We start from the raw sequence: 18,445 nt of genomic DNA, 5'->3' as shown, positions 1-18,445 counted from the left end.
CGCTTTTCAAACCCCGAGCCCGGGGTATAATCTCTTTACCCCCATCATCAGAGGAACCCGGAGAAATTCGAAATGAAGCTTATCGTCAAGGGACAACTCTTCCCCAGCATATGGAACCTGGCCGGCGGATTAAGGAAGCTGAGGGACGAAAGGCGGCTCGTAAACATCGGCTCCGGGGCCGTAACAGTGCCTGTCTACGAAGTCGAGCTTCCGGACGGGACATACAAGGACGGCCTCTACTTCATAACCCCCGAAGGGACGCGCCTTTACTTCTATCCCGGCGACCAGTACCAGATAGGCTACCTCGCCTCCGAGCTCGACTCGGACCCGATGGCGGCAAGGCACTTCCCCGGCGAGGCGGCGTCCGCCGCCGGCTGACGGCCGTTTTGACCGTTTAACGGGTTTATGTACCATTAATTCAGATGGACGATCACGGCCATTCACACGACATAGGCGGCGGCTCGCAGAAAAAAGCGCTTTTAATCGTGCTCCTCTTCACCGGGGTGTTCATGTTCATAGAGGCCGCGGCCGGCTACTATACGGGGAGCCTTGCCCTGCTGTCAGACGCCGGGCACATGCTGACGGACGTAGTCGCGCTCGTAATAGCCTTTCTGGCCGTATGGTTCACGTCGCGCCCCCCGACCGCCCGGAAGACGTTCGGATTCTACAGGGCCGAGATACTGGCCGCGTTCATCAACGGCCTTCTCCTCTTCGGTATATCCGTATGGATAATCATAGAGGCCTTTCACAGGTTAAAAACCCCCGAGCCTGTAAAGAGCCTCGACATGACGATAGTGGCCGCAGCCGGGCTTTTGCTCAACCTGGGCTCGGCGTACGTCCTCTATAAATTCAGGAGCGACAACCTCAACATCAAGGCCGCGATGTATCACGTCATAAGCGACGCGCTCGGGTCTATAGGCGCCATAGCGGCCGGCCTGGTGATGATATTCACAGACTGGTACTACGCCGACAGCATAATAAGCATTTTCATCTCGGTGCTCATACTGAGGGGGGCGTGGACTCTCGTACGCGATTCATCGCACATATTACTCGAAGGGACCCCGAGCCGCCTCGACATCGACGCCGTCGAAAAATCCATATGCTCGCAGGACGGCGTGATAAGCGTCCACGACCTCCACGCCTGGACGCTCACGCAGGGGCACGAAGCCCTGAGCGCGCACCTGGTCGTTTCGGACATGCAGTCGGGCGAGGCGCTAATGGCCAGGATAAAATCGCTCCTCCTCGAAAAGTTCCAGATAAGCCACGTCACTCTCCAGATCGAAACCGAGGAGTGCGACGAGGCCCTGAGCCCCTGCTACGGGAATTCAGACACCAAAAAGGCGTAGAGCCGCAAGCCTGATACGCCTCCGCGAATTCAATAATCCGCACAAGCACAACGTCCTGTAAGGCCCGTGACAGGCCGCATCCCTCGGGGAATTCTAAAGAGCTGAAAAAGAAAGGCCCCGGCGAAGTGCCGGGGCCTCGAATTTCTCGTTTGATATTTAAGGTTTACTTCGCGCTCAGAATCTCGGACGCCTTTTTCGTGGCTGCTCCGAAATCGAACTTGTAGCCGAGACCGTTAAGGACGCTCTCTATAGCGGCGACCGCCGTGATGGTGTCCGTAACGTCTATGTCGCCGATGTGGGATATGCGGAAGATGACGCCCTTGGCCTGGTCCTGGCCGTTTGCGACCGTGATGCCGAACTCGCTCGCAAGCGCCTTGATAACAGGGCCCGACCCGATCTCGGGCGGGGCGATTACCGTCGTGAGCGCCGGGCTCGGAACGCTCTTTACGTAAGGATCGAGCCCGATCGCCTTCATGGCCTCCCTCATCGCGAAGGCGAGCTTCTCGTGGCGCTTCTGCATGGCGTCCCTGCCCTCGGCCCTGAACCTCTTCAGCACGGCGGCGAGGCCGATTATGAGCGTAACGGCCGGGGTGTACGGTGTCGTGTTATTCTCGGCGTTCTTGAGCGCCGGCTTTAAGTCGAAGTAGAACTTGGGAAGGTTGGAGGATTCGTAGAACTTCCACGCCTTCTTGCTGAGCGCTATGAAGGAAAGCCCCGGGGGGAGCATGAACGCCTTCTGCGAGCCGCCGACGAGAACGTCTATACCCCATCCGTCGAACTCGAGCGGGAAGACGCCGACGCCGGTGATGCCGTCTACTATGGATATGACTCCGTCCCGCTTGCGCGTAATCGCGGCTATCTCCTTCGTCGGATGAAGAACGCCGGTCGAGGTTTCGCTCGCCTGGAAGAGGACCGCCTTTATAGAAGGATCGGCGTCGAGGGCCTTTTCGACCTCGGCCGGGTCGGCGGAGTATCCCCACTCGACCTTCATCTCGACGACGTCGAGCCCGTAGGCGCGGGCTATCTTGCCCCACCTTTCGCCGAATTTGCCGCCGTTGATCACGAGGACCCTGTCCCCGCCGGAAAGCGTGTTTACCACGGCGGCTTCCATCGCCCCCGTCCCGGAGGCGGCGAGTACGAATACCTCTTCCTTCGTGTCGAATATATACTTGAGCCCCTCTCTCACCTCGGCGAAAATAGCCTCGAATTCTTTAGTCCTGTGGTGGATAATGGGCTTTGCCATTTCCAGAAGAACTTCGCTCGGAACGGCTACAGGCCCTGGCGTGAACACGTAATTTTTCACTGTTGGAATCTCCTCCGTATGTACGGTGTTGGAATAGTTCCGCAAATTACTTGCGGGTTATTGTCATATTCTGAAAGCACTTTCTCGAAACGGCCTCTTGCCCGTGTACAAATATGCGACAACTTATCCGGTAATGGCGATTGGTTACGTTGCCGACAGGACAGAAACCATAAAAATCTACCCAAATTTCATGATAACTCAAATGCCGGGCGGGGAATTTCGTCATATTTTTGGAGGACAGGACCCGGGCAAGGCTGCACGACCTGCCGGCACGGCTGCACGAGCGCGGCTGAAATCCCTATACTTTCAGAACCGTCCTCACGCGAGAGAAGGCCAGGGAGTAACCTTACATATCGCGCCTATTCCCATGATTAAGACAATACGAGAGATATATCCGCTTCTAGCATGCGCGGAAAAGTTGCTATATAGTATATTAATAAATCTTTATTTTTATGGAGCGCTCGTTTAGCATTTTAGGAACGACTCAGTAAAATAGTGACTGAGGAAATGGTTATGCCCAAACGTATACCTATTACACCGTCCGTTTTAAAATGGGCTAGAGAAAGATCGGGGTTCTCCATTCAAGAAATGACTGATAGGTACAAGTTTTACGGAGAGTGGGAATCAGGTGACTCTTATCCTACTTATAATCAACTTGAACAACTTTCTGACAAATTTAAATGTCCAATCGTTGTCTTCTTCTTTCCAGAACCACCAGAGTTAGAACCTATTGAAAAGTCATTCAGGACCTTGCCGGAAATAGAGTTTGAATACATGCCACCCATGGTGCGAATGCAGATTAGAAAAGCCAAAGCAATGCAATTAAACCTAATCGAACTTCATGAAGGTATTAATCCTTCTAGGAATTTTATAATCAGAGACTTGGACCTTGACTTGAAAAAATCTACAAACGAACTAGCCTCAGAAGTTAGGGATTACCTGCAAATTCCTTTGAAAGAGCAGGTCGATTGGCACAATCATTACGAGGCATTCGACAACTGGCGTAATCTTCTAACGACCCACGGAGTTTATGTTTTCAAGGATGCTTTTCGCGCGAATGGGTATTCAGGAATTTGCCTGTACCATGATCAGTTTCCACTTATATATGTAAACAATAGCACTGCTATTACTAGACAGATATTTACACTTTTTCATGAGCTAGCTCATTTGTTATTTCATACGAGTGGTATAGACAAAGAGAACGATAATTACATTGATATCCTTCGGAATAATGAACGAAGGATTGAAATATTTTGCAACGAATTCGCAGGGAAATTTCTAGTTCCAGATACAGATTTTACAGAATCAATCATTGGACTAAAAATCAATGAACAAAATATTAGCTCTCTCGCCAATAAGTATAAAGTAAGCAGAGAAGTAATACTCCGGAAATATTTGGACAGGAATATGGTCAGTTCACAATTGTACAGAGAAAAAGTAGCCGTATGGATGGAGGAGAACAATAAGAGTAAAGGAGAGGGAGGCAATTATTATTACACACAAATAACCTATTTGGGTCACCCTTATATTGATTTAGCACTAACTAAATATCATCAAAATAGGTTCGATGCACTTCAATTAAGCGATTATTTGAACATCCAGCCTAAATTTCTCGAAAAATTTGAAGAAACGTACAATTCTCTGACAAGTAACGAGTAGCAAAAAACATGTACGTTTTCGATACATCTCCATTGATTGTTATGTTCCGACATTATTATCCTAAAAGGTTTCCTACGCTCTGGAAAAACTTCGATAGCTTAATTGACAATGGCCATATTATTTCCACGCGTGAAAATCTTAGAGAAATTCAAGCACAAACAGATGCTTTAAGTACGTGGGCAGACAGCCATCCACAAGTATTTCAAGTGACAGACGCTGATGAAGCAGAAGTATTAAAACATATATTTGCTATCCCGCACTTTAGACAAAACATCGAACAGCAGAAATTAATAAAAGGAGGATTAAATGCAGATCCTTTGGTTATTGCTAAGGCTGCAGTCCAAGGAAAAATAGTAGTAACTGGAGAGATATTTAAGCCAAATGCTGCTAAAATCCCAAATATTTGCAAACACTTCAGTGTGTCCTGTATGGACCTTGAACAGTTTATGGAAAAAGAAGGATGGAGCTTTTAAAAGATACCTTCATCCACACTTTCCACCAAATTTTCTTCTAGCTCGGGCAATTGGTACAGACATCAAGCATAAGGCATTAGAGAACGAAAATCACTCTTCACTGACAACTCTTCGAAACCGCCCTCGATTCTTGCATTTGAACACTATGCCCTTATATTATCCCCATATTCTCATACCGAATTTCATTCACGCAGGGAGAAAACGATGACCGGAGAAAACAGGGAAAGAATTCAGGATCTCAAGAAGAGGCTGGCCACGCTCGGAGACTTTCTTTGACCTGCCCGGCAAAAACGCACGTCTTAAGGAGCTCGAAGAAATAACCGGCAAGCCGGACTTCTGGGATGACGCCGCCAGCGCCCAGGGGATACTGAGGGAACAGTCCCTCATCAAAAATACGATAGAAAGCTGGGAGAAGCTCTCGAGCGAGCTCGAAGACGTCGAGGTGCTGGAGGAGCTCTCGCTCGAGGAAGAGGACGAAGAGGCGTCCCGCGAGGCCGCCGGGAAGCTGGCGGAAGTCGAGAACGGCGTCGAGGAGCTCGAATTCAAGCGTATACTCGGCGAGCCCGACGACGCCCGGAACGCAATCGTTTCGATAAACGCCGGGGCCGGCGGGACGGAAGCCCAGGACTGGGCCGAGATACTTTTGAGGATGTACCTCCGATACGCCGAGCTCAACGATTACAAAACCGAGATGGTCGAGTACCAGGAAGGCGACGAAGCGGGAATAAAGAGCGCTACGTTCCTCGTACAGGGGGAGTATGCCTTCGGGTACTTAAAGGGCGAGAGCGGGGTGCACAGGCTCGTCAGGATATCACCGTTCGACTCGAACAAGAGACGGCACACGTCGTTCGCGTCCGTCTTCGTTTCGCCGGAGATCGACGAGGACATCGAGGTCGATATAAACGAGAAGGACCTCCGCGTGGACACCTACCGCGCGAGCGGCGCGGGCGGACAGCACGTCAACAAGACGGACTCCGCCATACGCATAACGCACTTGCCGACCGGCATCGTCGTTAGCTGCCAGAACGAGCGCTCGCAGCACCAGAACCGCGCGACCGCGATGAAGATATTGAGGGCGCGGCTCTACGAGCTCGAAAAGGAAAAGCAAAGGGAAAAATTCGACGAGCTCCAGTCGACGAAGAAGGAGATCGGCTGGGGGAGCCAGATACGCTCCTACGTCCTCCACCCGTACCGGATGATAAAGGATCACAGGACGGACTTCGAAACGGGCAACGTCGATCCCGTGCTCGACGGCGATCTCGGCGAGTTCATAAAGAGCTACCTCCTCATGAGCTCGGGACAGAAAGCGTCCTAGGAAACATGCGCCGGCCTGCCCGGGAAAGCCCTTTGATTACTCATCAAGGGTGGTATATTTATGCCCGGAAACGGATTCTGCAGGACTCGCCGAATCCGGGGCGTAAAGCCTCTCCGGAGGGGAGCATATTTGAAGATCGGCATAATCGGTAAAACGAATATAGAAAAGACCTTCGAGCTCGTCTCCGCACTCAGCAAATGGCTCGTGGACAGGGGGGTCGAAGTCTACCTCGACAAGCCCCTCGCCAAACGCTCACCGGCCGGGAAATCGGCCGCGGCCGAAAAAATTCCCGCCCTCGTAGACGTCATACTCGTCTTCGGCGGCGACGGCACGTTCCTCGGCGTCGCGCGCCTCGCGTCCAGGCACGGGACACCGATCCTCGGCATAAACCTCGGCGGGCTCGGTTTTCTGACCGAAATAACCGTGGACGAAATACACCCGATGATGGAGCGCATACTCTCGGGCGACTACGAAGTCGAGGACCGGCACATGCTCCTCACCACGATACGCAGGGGGAGGAAGAAGATCGGGAAGCACGAGGTCCTAAACGACGTCGTCATAAACAAGCAGGCCGTCGCCCGGATAATAGACCTCGCCATATACATAGACGGCTCTCACGTGACGACGTACAAGGCCGACGGGCTTATAATCTCGACGCCGACCGGCTCGACGGCGTATTCGCTTTCCGCAGGCGGCCCTATCGTCCACCCTACTCTCCCTGTCACGATACTCACGCCCATATGCCCGCATACGCTGACAAACAGGCCGCTCGTCGTATCCAGCAGCATGAAGGTCGAAATAGCCATAACGACGCAGGAGCCCGACACGTACCTAACGCTCGACGGCCAGATAGGGATACAGCTCAACACCGGCGACGTGGTAGAGGCGATACAGTCGAATACGAGCGTGAAGCTGATAAAGTCCCCTTACAGGGATTTCTTCACCATACTCAAAACCAAGCTCATGTGGGGGGAGAGATATGGCAAGGTCAACGGATGAGCAGTTCCTTCACGACTGGGTAATAAGGAAGATAAAAGAGAAGTACGGCCGGCTCTACAGCGAGGTCCGCACGAACCCCGGGGACGAAAAGGCCCACAAATACAAGGGGAAGTACCCGGACGCCATACTTGTCAACTACGGCCAGGTCGTCCAGATCGTGGAGGTCGAAACGGCGGAGACGATAGAGCCCGGCAGGGTGCCAAAGTGGAAGGAGCTCTCCGAGCTCGGCGTCAAGCTGACCCTACTCGTGCCGAAAGAACAACAGAACGCCGCGAGGGACCTCTGCTGGAAGAGCGGTCTTGCCGCGAAGGTGAACCTCGGGAGCTTCGAGGTCAACCTCAACATCTGACGCGGCCATCTCCGCCGCCCGGCGCTTTAACCTCCCGTAAGCCTTAGAATTTTTTCGCCCTCCGGGGCTCCGCACGTATATATTTTATTAAACGAGCCGGGCGTTGCCGGCCCCCGGGGCGGGTATAATAACCGTATCGTACCGCGCCGGGGCGGGGCCTTCGCTTTCTTGCCACGGGGCGCAAATTTGTATAGGCTTTTCCCGCATCCAAGGAGGCGAATAGATGTCGATACTCGAACAGGCGGACCCGGAAATATATGCGGCCATAAAAGCAGAAACAGAGCGGCAGGAATATAAGCTCGAATTAATAGCGTCCGAGAATTACGTGAGCGAAGCGGTTCTCGAAGCGCTGGGCTCGGTGCTCACGAACAAATATGCCGAGGGACTTCCGGGCAAGAGATACTACGGCGGCTGCGAATTCGTGGACGTGGCCGAAGACCTCGCCCGCGACAGGGCGAAGGAGCTCTTCGGATGCGACGCCGTGAACGTCCAGCCCCATTCGGGCGCCCAGGCCAACATGGCCGTTTACTTCTCGGTCGTCGAGCCCGGGGACACCGTGCTCGGTATGAACCTCGCGCACGGCGGGCACCTCACACACGGAAGCCCCGTTAATTTTTCAGGGCGGCTCTATAACGTCGTCGCCTACGGCGTCACCGAAGACACGAATCTCATAGATTACGACGAGGTGAAGAGGCTCGCGCTCGAACACAGGCCGAAGCTCATAATCGCCGGATGGAGCGCATACCCGAGGGACATCGACTTCGCCAAATTCAGGGAGATAGCCGACGAGTCCGGCGCGCTCCTCATGGCCGACATAGCGCACCCCGCCGGGCTTGTGGTCGCGGGGCTCTACAGTAACCCCGTCCCGTACTGCGACTTCGTTACGACGACGACTCACAAGACCCTCCGCGGCCCGAGGGGCGGCATGACGATGATGAAGGAGGAGCACGAGAAGAAGGTCAACAGCCGCGTGTTCCCCGGCGTACAGGGCGGGCCGCTCATGCACGTTATCGCCGCCAAGGCGGTCGCGTTCAAGGAGGCGCTCCAGCCATCGTTTAAGGAATACCAGAAGCAGATCCTGGCGAACTCGAAACGCCTCGGCGGGAAGCTGATGGAATCGGGCTTCAAGCTCGTCTCCGGCGGAACGGACACGCACCTTAACCTCATCAACCTCCGGGGAACGGAGCTTACGGGGAAGATCGCCGAGGAGACGCTGGAGCAGGCCGGGATAACGGTGAACAAGAACGCCATACCGTACGACCCGCTGCCTCCGGCCGTGACTAGCGGAATAAGAATCGGCACCCCCGCAATCACGACGAGGGGAATGAAAGAAAAGGAAATGGACGTCATCGCCGGGTTCATCAAAGAAGCGTTCAACAACCCCGGCAATGAAAAGGTCCTTTCGAGAATAAAGGACGACGTAAGGGAGCTGTGCTCGCAATTCCCGATGTACAGCCGCAGGCTGACGTAAATGAAATGCCCGTACTGCTCCAGCCTCGAAAGCAAGGTCATCGACTCGCGCCTCGCGAAGGAAGAAACGTCCATACGCAGGCGGAGGGAATGCCTCGACTGCAAGAGCCGCTTCACGACGTACGAGAGGGTCGAGGAGGTCGAGCTGCTGGTGGTCAAGAAGGGGGGAGTGAGAGAGCCCTTCGACAGGAGCAAGATAATCGCGGGGATGATAAAGGCCTGCGAGAAACGGCCGATCAGCATGGAGGATATCGAATCCTTCGTCTCCGGCTACGAAAGGGAGCTCCAGGAGAGGGGCGAAAGAGAGGTAGACAGCAGCGAGATCGGCGAGAGGGTGATAAGCAAGCTCTACGAAATAGACGAAGTCGCGTACGTGAGGTTCGCCTCCGTCTACAGGTCTTTTAAAGACGTGAACCAGTTCATGAACGAGCTGAAAGAGCTCCTCAGGGAAAAGGGCGGAGAGGGACTCGGCGATTCTAAAGACGCCGTCCATCCGCTCACGCTCATACAGGAAAAGAAAGAAAAATAATGCTTACGGACACGCACGCCCACCTCGACTCCCTCGAAGACCCGGAGGGCGCAGTAGAACGGGCTCGCTCGAACGGGGTCGAAAGGATAATATCGATCTCGTCCGGGCTCGAATCCTCGAAGAAGACGCTCGCTTTCGCCGAAGGGCGCAAAGGCATATACGCCGCCGTCGGCGTACACCCGCACGCTGCAGCCTCGGCCGACGCGGAGACGCTTTCGGCTATCGAAGAGCTGGCGGGCTCGCCCGGCGTTGTCGCCATCGGCGAGACGGGGCTCGACTATTTCTACATGAATTCCGACAGGGAAACGCAGATACGCTCGTTCACGGGCCAGATAGCCATCGCCCGGAGGCGCGCTCTCCCGATAATCATACACGTAAGGGACGCGGACGAGGACCTCGTCGGTATACTTAAATCGGAGGACGTTTCCGGGAAGAGGGGTGTAATACACTGCTTTACGGGGAATTACGAGACGGCCAAGAGGTATCTCGACCTCGGGTTCTACATATCGTTTTCGGGCATCGTCACCTTCAAGAGGTCTGACGAATTAAGGGCGGCGGCGGCCAGGGTGCCCTCAGGCAGGATACTTATCGAAACGGATTCGCCCTACCTCGCCCCTGTGCCGTTCAGGGGCAAGCCGAACGAGCCCGCCTACGTCAGGCACACGGCCGAAACGGTGGCCGAAGTCAGGGGATTGACCACGGAAGAGCTCGCACGCCTTACGTCCGAAAACGCGTCCAGGCTGTTCGGACTCGACGGCTGAAGAGGCCTTGCCGGCCCCTCGGAACATCCCCGGAGACATACTGCGCATGGATAGAAAACCCGTTATAGGAATCACGATGGGCGACCCGAACGGCATAGGCCCCGAGGTCGTCGTAAAGGCGCTCGCCAGGGGCGGGGACGAATACGACGCGGTGGTATTCGGAAGCCGCGACGTTCTTAACGCCGCGTCCGGGCTCGCCGGGGCCTTCCCCGAATATAAACTGGTGGAGACATCAGGGCTCGGCATGGGCGGCGTCGCTCCCGGCAAGGTGGACGGGACGGCCGGGGAGGCCAGCCTATCCTGTATCAGGGCAGCCGTCGCGGCGGCGATGTCCGGAGAGATAGACGCCGTCGTCACCGCGCCGATAAGCAAGGAATCGACCCACCTCGCCGGCTCGCACTACCCCGGGCATACAGAGATGCTGAAGGACCTGACCGGCGCCGACAACGCAGTGATGATGTTCGAGGGCGGGAGGTTCCGCGTCGTACTCGTCACGATTCACACGGCGCTCGCGAACGTCCCGGAGCTCGTCACGAATGAGCGCGTCCTCTCGACGATCAACGTCACTCACGAATCGCTCAGGAACCTTTTCGGAATAGACTCTCCGAAAATCGCCGTCTGCGGCCTTAACCCGCACGCGGGGGAGTCGGGCGCTTTCGGGAACGAAGAGATAGTCCACATAACGCCGGCGGTGCTCGAAGCGAGGGAGTCCGGCATCGACGCCGAGGGCCCCTACCCCGCCGACACACTCTTCTATCATGCGAACAAGGGGAAGTGGGACGCCGTCGTCGCGATGTATCACGACCAGGGCCTGATACCGTTCAAGATGCTCTCTTTCGAAAAGGGCGTTAACATGACGGCGGGGCTGCCGATCATAAGAACGTCCCCCGACCACGGGACCGCGTACGACATTGCGTGGAAGGGAATCGCGGACCCGTCCAGCATGAAGGCCGCAATCGACGTGGCCGTAAGGCTGGCGCGTGTCCGCATAGCGAAGCGGGCGAAGTAAATCCCTCCGGCGAGGGCTGCGCGGCAGGACAATGCGAAGCTATTTCCGCCCGCCGAATATCGCAATAGCGAAAACCTTGAAGAAACAGTCTACGTCCCTGTACCCGGTTTCCCTGAGCCACTCGCACTGATCTTCGGCGAGGGCGGGCTTGTCCTCTTCCCTGTCGGGCCTGTTCCTGTATACGCCCGCCGCGGCTTCGCGGCTCGCGCCCGGATCGACGCCCAGGAAACACTCGTGCAGGTGATCGGTATAGAACTCCTCGAACAGGCGCTCGACTTCGGGGGTCCGGGATTTTACGTGCTCCAGGTTTAAAAAGACGCCGCCCGGGGAAAGGAGGCCGAGTATCTCGGAATATAGCTCCTTCTTTCTGTCGTCGTGGAGGTGATGTATGGCGAAGCCTGAGACTATGGCGTCGAAGGGCGCGTACTGCTTTACGCTCTCCATCCATGCGGGCGAAGAAAAATCCGCCTTTACGAGCCTGTGGCCGCCGTCCTTCCCGAGCTTCGCGCGCGCAGCTTCGAGCATGGGCCCGGAGAAATCGGCGAAGACGCACTCCACACCGGGAAAAGCGCCGAGCAGATAACGCCCGAGGACGCCGTCGCCGCACCCGAGGTCGAGAGCACGCTTCGGCGCCGGGGCCCATTCGCGTATCACGCACTCGATGACGGACATCTGGAGCCCTGCGCCGGGGACCGCTCCCCTCTCGTCCCGGAGGAACGCCTCGGCGTTCTCCTTTTTCTGCCATATGCTCTCTTTTACCGTTTCGGACATGACTTCCCCTCGACAATAACGTCCCGTCCCCGCCCGGCATAGTGCATAAGTTTCAGGCGGAAAGGTTTTGAATGACTTATTCCATGCTCGATGGAGGAAGTTAAATATACCCGGCCCGTAACAGGCCGTCCGTATGAGTAACCGGGATTCAGCTATACGCCACGCGGGGGGTGTAGAGAAGTGGAAGCACCTCGCCGGACTTTCCGAGTATCGTAATATCGAACAGGGACGAATTCGGCGTATGCTCGAGGTTGATTTCGATGACCGTCTTCCCGGCCTGCTTCGCGACGAGGCCCATCGACGCAGCCGGCTCGACGACGCCCGACGTCCCGATGATGAGCATGACATCGCTTTCCTCTATTGCCTTGAGCGTCTCGTCTATGACATCCATAGGGATGAGCTCGCCGAACCAGACGACGTTCGGCCTCCCCATCCCCCCGCACGACGGACACACGGGCGGCAGCTCTTCGAGCGGCACCCTGTAGTCCTTCGTCACGAGCCCGCACTTCGTACATTTTATCTCCCACAGATTGCCGTGCATCTCGAGGATGTTCCTGCTGCCGGCCATCTGGTGAAGCCCGTCTATGTTTTGCGTTACGAGGGTGAATTTCCTCTTCTGGCTTTCGAGCTCCGCCAGCGCGAAATGCCCGGGATTGGGCCTCGCGTCCTTTATGGCGCACCGCCTCCAGTCGTACCATTCCCAGACCAGCCTGGGATTGTCCCAGAAGGCCTCGGGAGTCGCGAGGTTCTCCGATCTGAAATTCCGCCACAGGCCGTCCGTTCCCCTGAACGTCGGGACGCCGCTTTCGGCGGATATACCCGCCCCCGACAGCGCTATCACGGACGAGGAGCGCTCCAGTATCTCCCTTGCCTCGGATAGCTCCTTCTCTTCCCTGTCTCCACTATCACCCATGCTAATAAGTTTACAGCACATAACCGGGATGCTGGCCTTTTTCGTGCTAGGGTCCGGCGGCGGAAAAAAAGCGCCGAAAGAGGCTGCTTTTCCGTGTGCGTTTCAGAAATTAAACCGCGCCGGGTATGCGAGCCTCCCGGATGCGGGAGCTTCGGGATAGACGACGGCCTTCCCGCCGCCCTGCCACTGTACGGTGACCATCTCGTGCCCCGTCTGGCCGCCGCGCGCGTCGGTCTTGAAGCGCCCGTAGAACGTGCGGAAATCTATCTCTCTCGCGATGTCCCTGAGAGTCCTCCTGTCGAGCACGCCCGCCCTCCCGATACATTCTTCGATTACGACGCCTATGTTATAGCCCTGTGCGGCCACGAAGTCAGGGGCGTGTCCGTAGGCGGCCTCGTATCTCTCGAAGAACTCTTCGGACGTCGGCCCGGCGTCGGGGTCCTTGCCGCCCTCCCTCTCCCACTGGCTCGACGACATGAACCCCTCGGCGTAGTCGCCGAACGCCTCCCTGAAAAGCCCTATCGACGCCGCGGCCAGCGCGGCCGCTTTCGGCCTCGCCCCCGTATCTATCATTCGCCCGGCGAGGAGAAGATCGTCGTTGAGCCTGCCCATGCCGATGACGAGATCCGGCTCCCAGTCCATCGCCTCGGGCAGGAGCTCCGAAAAATCCTCCCTCCCCGTCCGGAATTCGAACCTCCTCACCTCGAACCCGTATTCCGCTCCGTACAAGTCAACACCGCGCGCGACGTTACGAGAAAAGCCGCTGTCGAAAGCGCTGAAAGCAGCTATCCGCCGCGCGCCGGGGTCCGTCTTTCTCACAAGCGCGATTATCCCCCGCGAATACATGCTCGCCGGCGTTATGGCGCTCACGAGGCACGTAAACCCCCGCTCGTCCATTTCGTCCGTCGAGCCCCCGTGGTTCCAGAGCGTGACGTCCCCCGCTTCGGCCTCCTCAGCCGCAGCGAGGGCGAGCGAGCTCGAATACGGGCCGAGGAGGATATCCGCCTGCTCCTTCGTCATGAGCCTTTCGACGTTCCTCCGGCAGATGTCCGCGTCGCTCTCGTCGTCGATGTGCACGAGATCGACGGGCAGCCTGCGCCCGAGCTGGGCGACGTGGATGCCGCCCCTTGCGTTTACGTCCGAGACGTAGAGCGAAAGCCCCCGGAAGCTCTCGACCCCTTGCACCGAATAGCTCCCCGTGAGCGAAATCGATATGCCGAGCTTTATTCGCTTCATGGCCGGCCTCTTCGGGGCGGCAAAAAAAAGGCCCCGCATATGCATTTAGGATAATGCATTTGCGGAGCCGTTTGTATTCGAATTGTATGGAGCCTGCCGTCAGGCGAGCTTCGCCACCGCCTCTTCTATCCTGTCCATCCCCTTTACGATGTTCTCCATGGAGGTGGCGAAGGATATGCGCACGTTGGAGTCGGCGCCGAACGAATCGCCCGGCACGACCGCGACCTTGGCCTCTTCGAGGAGGAACCCGGTGAAGTCGAGCGAGCTGTTAACAACCTTGCCGTTAAAGGATTTCCCGTAGAAAGACGAGACGTTCGGGAACGCGTAGAAGGCGCCCCTGGGGCTTACGCACTTTATTCCGGGAATCGAGTTAAGCCTTTCCACGATGTAGTTCTTCCTCTTTTCGAACTCGGCCGTCCTCTCTGCGATGAGGTCCTGCGGGCTCGCGTACGCGCTCACTGCAGCCCACTGCGCTATCGACGTCGGGTTCGACGTGGACTGGCCCTGGATATTCGCCATGGCCTTGATGACGTCCTTGTCCCCGGCGGCGAATCCGATCCTCCACCCGGTCATGGAATACGTCTTCGAGGTGCCGTTTACGAGTATCGTCGCCTTCTTAACGTCCTCGCCGAGCGACGCCACGGGGGTGTGCTTCGCCCCGTCGTAGATTATCTTGTCGTATATTTCGTCCGAGATGATCGTGATCCCCGCCGCCATGGCGACGTCCACTATGGCCCTGAGCTCGTCCTCGCTGTACGTTACGCCTGTGGGGTTCGAGGGATAGTTGAGGACGAGCGCCTTCGTCTTCGGACCGATGAGCTTTTTCAGCTCGTCCGGATCGATCCTGAAACCGTCCTCTTCGCGGGTCTCGAGAATCACCGGCGTCCCCTCGGCGAACGTGACCTGCTCGGGGTAGGAGACCCAGTACGGCGCCGGGATTATGACCTCGTCGCCGACGTCTATTATCGCCTGGGTGAGGTTAAAGAGCGTGTGTTTCGCGCCGCAGGATACGACGAGCTCGGCTTTATCGTATCCGAAGCCGTAATCCTGCTTCATCCTCTCTATTATTGCGTCCTTGAGCTGGTCTATGCCGCCCACCGGGGTATATTTGGTATAGCCCTTATTTATGGCCTCTATCCCGGCCTCCTTCACGTAATCCGGGCTGTCGAAATCGGGCTCTCCTGCGCCGAATCCGACTACGTCCACGCCCTGGGCTTTAAGGGCCTTCTCCTTTGCGGTTATTGCCAGCGTTGCCGACGGCTGAATCCTGTTAGCACGGGCAGAAAGCTTCATGTGGGCTTCGTCCTCCTAGCGTTTAAGTAACTTTTCCCTGAGTTTCTTTTCTACTATGTCGGGCACCATGTTCTCGGCCGAGCCCCCGAGGGAGACGACCTCTCTTATGACGGACGAGCTTATGTGGGAAAACTCGCTGTCCGTAACCATGAACACGGTTTCGAGCTCCTGGCTGAGGGACTTATTGGCGAGCGCCATCTGGAGCTCGTATTCGAAATCGGACACCGTCCTCATTCCTCTCAGGACGATGTTGGTGCCCATCCTCTTTACGTAATCCACGAGGAGCCCCTCGAAAAAATCGACCCTGACGTCCTCGCGTCCGCCGAATATCTCGTTCAGTATTTCGACGCGCTCTTCGAGAGTGAAGATCGTTTTCTTCGACGTATTGTGCGCCACCGCGACGACGACGGTGTCGAACACCTTCACGCCGCGCTCTATCACGTTTCTGTGGCCGTTGGTCAACGGGTCGAACGAACCGGGATATATGGCTACCTTCTTCATCACTCCTCACCGCTCCTTCTGAAATAGCTTACGTGCGTTCCGCCGAAGGGCTTCGTCGTCCTGTCGAACCCGGGCGGTGCGTCGTCTATCTTGTGGTCGTGCTCGATTACCATTATCCCCGACTGTGAAAGCACGGGGGCCGCCGCGAGTATGAAGTCCTTCACCGTGTGGGTCGCATAAAGCGGATACGGCGGGTCTATGAATATAATGTCGAACGCCTCTCCCTTGGCCGAAAGCGCCCGTAGCGCCTGGACGTAATCCGAGCACATGGCGGTCGCCTTGTCCAGAAAGCCGCAGGTGGTGAGGTTCTGGCAAAGTATCTTGAACACCGACGCGTCCTTCTCTATGAAGGTTACGTGTGCGGCGTCGCGGCTGAGCGATTCGATTCCGAGACCGCCCGTGCCCGCGAATATATCGAGCACTCTAAGGTCGGATATATCGCCGAGGCTGTCGAAAATCGACTTCTTCACCCTGCTCGTCGTCGGGCGGATAGTCCTTCCTTTCGGAACCTTGAGCTTCCTCCCCTTCTGCGTCCCTGTTAGCACCTGCAACATAAGGGTTGATATAGTACCATAGGCTCTATGTTTGGCAAAAACGTGTTTTCCAGGTTGGAAGCGTAGTCTTCTTGTGCCGTTTTGCACAGTTTAATATGTACGTTTTCGTACGCTTTTTAAGGGGCCCCGGCCAAGGCGCGGAATATAACATTCCCGAAAAACTCACAATTGCATATTCATGATGATTGGCCCGTCAATTGCAATTACAGTTGTCAGTTTAATGGTAGTTGTCCTGTTTAATTGCAGGTCTTCTGTTAATTGCCTGTGTAATATCGCAATAACGACCAGGGGCCGGCCCCTGGATCCACGAGGAGGATGCATCCATGAAAAAATTCATGACCTTGGTTTTATTCCCGGCGATAATCGTCGCGGCCTCGTTTTTATTCCTCGGCTGTGACGGAGACGGGAATGGCGGAGGCGGGGGGAACGGACAGACCACCGTTATCAACGGGCGGATCTCGGACGTTATTGCAATGAACGGAGCGGAGGATAAATCCTTCAAATTCGCCGAGCTCATCGAGATGCTGAGCATCGTGAAGGACGCGAAGGCGCAGAGCGGCATAACGGTTTCCGCCATCGTGGACGGGGAGGTGCTGGATACGACCGTCACCGACCCCGACGGGAGCTTCTCCCTCAGCTTCAACCTCGAATCCGCAGAGGACATTCTCCTGGAATTCAATATAGACGGCACGATCGTCTCCATAAGCATTACTGTCCAGGCCGGATCGGTGCTCGATATCGTCGTAACCATAGACCTCAATGCGCCCCCGGGTGAAGAGGTAGAGATAGTCGAGACCGAAGGCCCCATACGCTGCCAGAACGGCACGCTCGAAATTATCAAGAATCCCGGCGAGGACATCGTGATCGACGGCGGCGGCGAAGACTGCATAAGGACCGAAGGGAACTGTAACCTCATAATCGACCCCGAGGACATAATACTTACAAACTGCGAAAGGTGCGTCGACGCGCGCGGCACTTCGCAGGTGACGCTGGCGACGACGGACGGCGATATTATCTGCGACGCGTTCGGTGACGGCATAAGAGCGCGCGGCAATGCGAGCGTAGTGCTGGACGTGGTCGGCAACGTGGATATTGCCGCGGCCGAGAACGGAGCCAAGGCCGACGGCAACTCGTTCATCGGATTCACCGCCGACGCATGTATATTCGATGCGGGGGAAAGCACTTTCGACGTGGTCGGCAACGCCGCCATAGACGCCGACGGATGCGGGGAGATCATAGAAGGCCCCGGCCCGGGCCCTAGCCCGAGTCCCGAACCGAGCCCTGCGCCGAGCGCAAGCCCGGCCCCCAGCCCCGAGCCGAGCCCCGAACCCAGTCCGGAGCCTACTCCCGAGCCGACCTAGGCCGTGAGACGAAAGAAGGGTTGCCCGTATATATACGCGAAGGGGGTAAGCGTCCGGAGAACGGACCTTACCCCCAAAAGCCGAATCCGGGCGGTACGGCAATAAAAAATTTCTTTGCCCGGCGGTTTTATACGATAAAATAATAAACTCCTGACCTGAATTACGCGCAAAGGAGGATTGACGTTGATTTTAGCAAGACAGGGATTTCATTTCTCTATTCTGATTTTAATACTCGCGACGTTCACCCCGGTTTCGCTCATCACGCCCGGCGCCCGCGCGGCGACCGCAGAGTCGAAGATGATGACCGGCGGCAGCGACCCCACAGCAAGGGAAATCAACGAGCTCAAGATAAAGAGGGCCCTCGAAAACAAGATAGTGGCGAACAAGCTCATGGGCCACGGGCTAACGCCGGACGAAGTCTCGCAGAAGCTCGGCTCGATGACCGACGAGCAGGTGCACCAGATGGCCGCCCTCGCCGACAAAATACCGGCGGGCGGAGACTCGGGCCTCGGGATAGTAATCGCGATCCTGGTGATCGCCGCCCTCGTGCTCTTGATCATCTACCTGTTCAAGAGGGTGTAGCACTGCCCGAACGGGTGAATC

At 56.3% G+C, this 18,445-nt stretch carries 20 protein-coding genes; 13 read left to right on the top strand and 7 right to left on the bottom strand.

Translation table 11 applies throughout. The features are described 5' to 3' along the window. Window positions 1-72 precede the first annotated feature (72 nt). Together PKC29_03410 and PKC29_03405 are read left to right on the top strand one after the other, a co-directional pair. Window positions 73-378, top strand: coding sequence for a hypothetical protein (locus PKC29_03410; GenBank protein HML94460.1), 306 nt, complete (start codon window positions 73-75; stop codon window positions 376-378). A 44-nt stretch (window positions 379-422) separates the two neighbouring features. Then, a complete protein-coding gene (locus tag PKC29_03405) occupies window positions 423-1,346 on the top strand; it encodes a cation diffusion facilitator family transporter (GenBank protein ID HML94459.1) in 924 nt (307 codons plus the stop codon). Between the two features lie 163 nt (window positions 1,347-1,509). On the opposite strand, the gene PKC29_03400 is transcribed toward PKC29_03405, so the two are convergent. Further along, on the bottom strand, window positions 1,510-2,649 hold the full coding sequence (locus PKC29_03400) for an alanine--glyoxylate aminotransferase family protein (GenBank protein ID HML94458.1): 1,140 nt from the start codon (window positions 2,647-2,649) through the stop codon (window positions 1,510-1,512). Between the two features lie 513 nt (window positions 2,650-3,162). Here PKC29_03400 and PKC29_03395 point away from each other — a divergent pair. The 9 genes from PKC29_03395 to pdxA all read left to right on the top strand — a co-directional run bounded on the left by PKC29_03395 (window position 3,163) and on the right by pdxA (window position 11,213). Beyond that, entirely contained in the window at window positions 3,163-4,308 is a 1,146-nt protein-coding gene (locus tag PKC29_03395; GenBank protein ID HML94457.1) for an ImmA/IrrE family metallo-endopeptidase, read from the top strand. An 8-nt stretch (window positions 4,309-4,316) separates the two neighbouring features. After that, window positions 4,317-4,781, top strand: a complete 465-nt coding sequence (locus PKC29_03390; GenBank protein HML94456.1) for a DUF4411 family protein — start codon at window positions 4,317-4,319, stop codon at window positions 4,779-4,781. A 204-nt stretch (window positions 4,782-4,985) separates the two neighbouring features. Further along, window positions 4,986-6,096 (top strand): peptide chain release factor 2 gene (gene prfB, locus PKC29_03385; GenBank protein HML94455.1). Its coding sequence is split into 2 segments (ribosomal slippage): window positions 4,986-5,054 and window positions 5,056-6,096, totalling 1,110 coding nucleotides; the frame shifts between segments, so codons are not numbered across the junction. 129 nt (window positions 6,097-6,225) lie between these two features. Continuing rightward, window positions 6,226-7,095, top strand: a complete 870-nt coding sequence (locus PKC29_03380; protein ID HML94454.1) for an NAD(+)/NADH kinase — start codon at window positions 6,226-6,228, stop codon at window positions 7,093-7,095. After that, on the top strand, window positions 7,076-7,444 hold the full coding sequence (locus tag PKC29_03375) for a hypothetical protein (protein ID HML94453.1): 369 nt from the start codon (window positions 7,076-7,078) through the stop codon (window positions 7,442-7,444). The genes PKC29_03380 and PKC29_03375 overlap by 20 nt, the downstream gene beginning before the upstream one ends. A gap of 223 nt (window positions 7,445-7,667) precedes the next feature. Next, a complete protein-coding gene (glyA, locus tag PKC29_03370) occupies window positions 7,668-8,915 on the top strand; it encodes a serine hydroxymethyltransferase (protein HML94452.1) in 1,248 nt (415 codons plus the stop codon). After that, on the top strand, window positions 8,916-9,443 hold the full coding sequence (gene nrdR, locus PKC29_03365) for a transcriptional regulator NrdR (GenBank protein ID HML94451.1): 528 nt from the start codon (window positions 8,916-8,918) through the stop codon (window positions 9,441-9,443). Continuing rightward, a complete protein-coding gene (locus PKC29_03360; GenBank protein ID HML94450.1) occupies window positions 9,443-10,204 on the top strand; it encodes a TatD family hydrolase in 762 nt (253 codons plus the stop codon). The genes nrdR and PKC29_03360 overlap by 1 nt, the downstream gene beginning before the upstream one ends. A 46-nt stretch (window positions 10,205-10,250) precedes the next feature. Next, a complete protein-coding gene (gene pdxA, locus PKC29_03355) occupies window positions 10,251-11,213 on the top strand; it encodes a 4-hydroxythreonine-4-phosphate dehydrogenase PdxA (protein HML94449.1) in 963 nt (320 codons plus the stop codon). A 39-nt stretch (window positions 11,214-11,252) separates the two neighbouring features. On the opposite strand, the gene PKC29_03350 is transcribed toward pdxA, so the two are convergent. The 6 genes from PKC29_03350 to rsmD all read right to left on the bottom strand — a co-directional run bounded on the left by PKC29_03350 (window position 11,253) and on the right by rsmD (window position 16,481). Continuing rightward, complete coding sequence (locus PKC29_03350) at window positions 11,253-11,984, bottom strand: class I SAM-dependent methyltransferase (GenBank protein ID HML94448.1); 732 nt, start codon at window positions 11,982-11,984, stop codon at window positions 11,253-11,255. A 148-nt stretch (window positions 11,985-12,132) separates the two neighbouring features. Further along, window positions 12,133-12,897, bottom strand: coding sequence for an NAD-dependent deacylase (locus tag PKC29_03345; GenBank protein ID HML94447.1), 765 nt, complete (start codon window positions 12,895-12,897; stop codon window positions 12,133-12,135). Window positions 12,898-12,999: 102 nt separating this feature from the next. After that, on the bottom strand, window positions 13,000-14,133 hold the full coding sequence (locus PKC29_03340) for an amino acid ABC transporter substrate-binding protein (protein ID HML94446.1): 1,134 nt from the start codon (window positions 14,131-14,133) through the stop codon (window positions 13,000-13,002). 99 nt (window positions 14,134-14,232) lie between these two features. Continuing rightward, entirely contained in the window at window positions 14,233-15,426 is a 1,194-nt protein-coding gene (locus PKC29_03335; protein HML94445.1) for a pyridoxal phosphate-dependent aminotransferase, read from the bottom strand. Between the two features lie 15 nt (window positions 15,427-15,441). Then, on the bottom strand, window positions 15,442-15,927 hold the full coding sequence (gene coaD, locus PKC29_03330) for a pantetheine-phosphate adenylyltransferase (protein ID HML94444.1): 486 nt from the start codon (window positions 15,925-15,927) through the stop codon (window positions 15,442-15,444). Further along, on the bottom strand, window positions 15,927-16,481 hold the full coding sequence (gene rsmD / locus PKC29_03325; protein HML94443.1) for a 16S rRNA (guanine(966)-N(2))-methyltransferase RsmD: 555 nt from the start codon (window positions 16,479-16,481) through the stop codon (window positions 15,927-15,929). Before rsmD ends, coaD begins: the two co-directional genes overlap by 1 nt. A 323-nt stretch (window positions 16,482-16,804) precedes the next feature. Here rsmD and PKC29_03320 point away from each other — a divergent pair, with 323 nt between their 5' ends. Both PKC29_03320 and PKC29_03315 read left to right on the top strand, forming a co-directional pair. Beyond that, a complete protein-coding gene (locus tag PKC29_03320) occupies window positions 16,805-17,842 on the top strand; it encodes a hypothetical protein (GenBank protein HML94442.1) in 1,038 nt (345 codons plus the stop codon). A 183-nt stretch (window positions 17,843-18,025) separates the two neighbouring features. After that, window positions 18,026-18,424, top strand: a complete 399-nt coding sequence (locus tag PKC29_03315) for a PA2779 family protein (protein HML94441.1) — start codon at window positions 18,026-18,028, stop codon at window positions 18,422-18,424. Window positions 18,425-18,445 lie beyond the last annotated feature (21 nt).

It is taken from the genome of Thermodesulfobacteriota bacterium, assembly GCA_035325995.1.
GTDB lineage: Bacteria > Desulfobacterota_D > UBA1144 > Nemesobacterales > UBA2774 > JADLGH01.
Note: the sequence above shows the minus strand (reverse complement) of the source record. Positions and strands in the feature narration are given on the sequence as shown.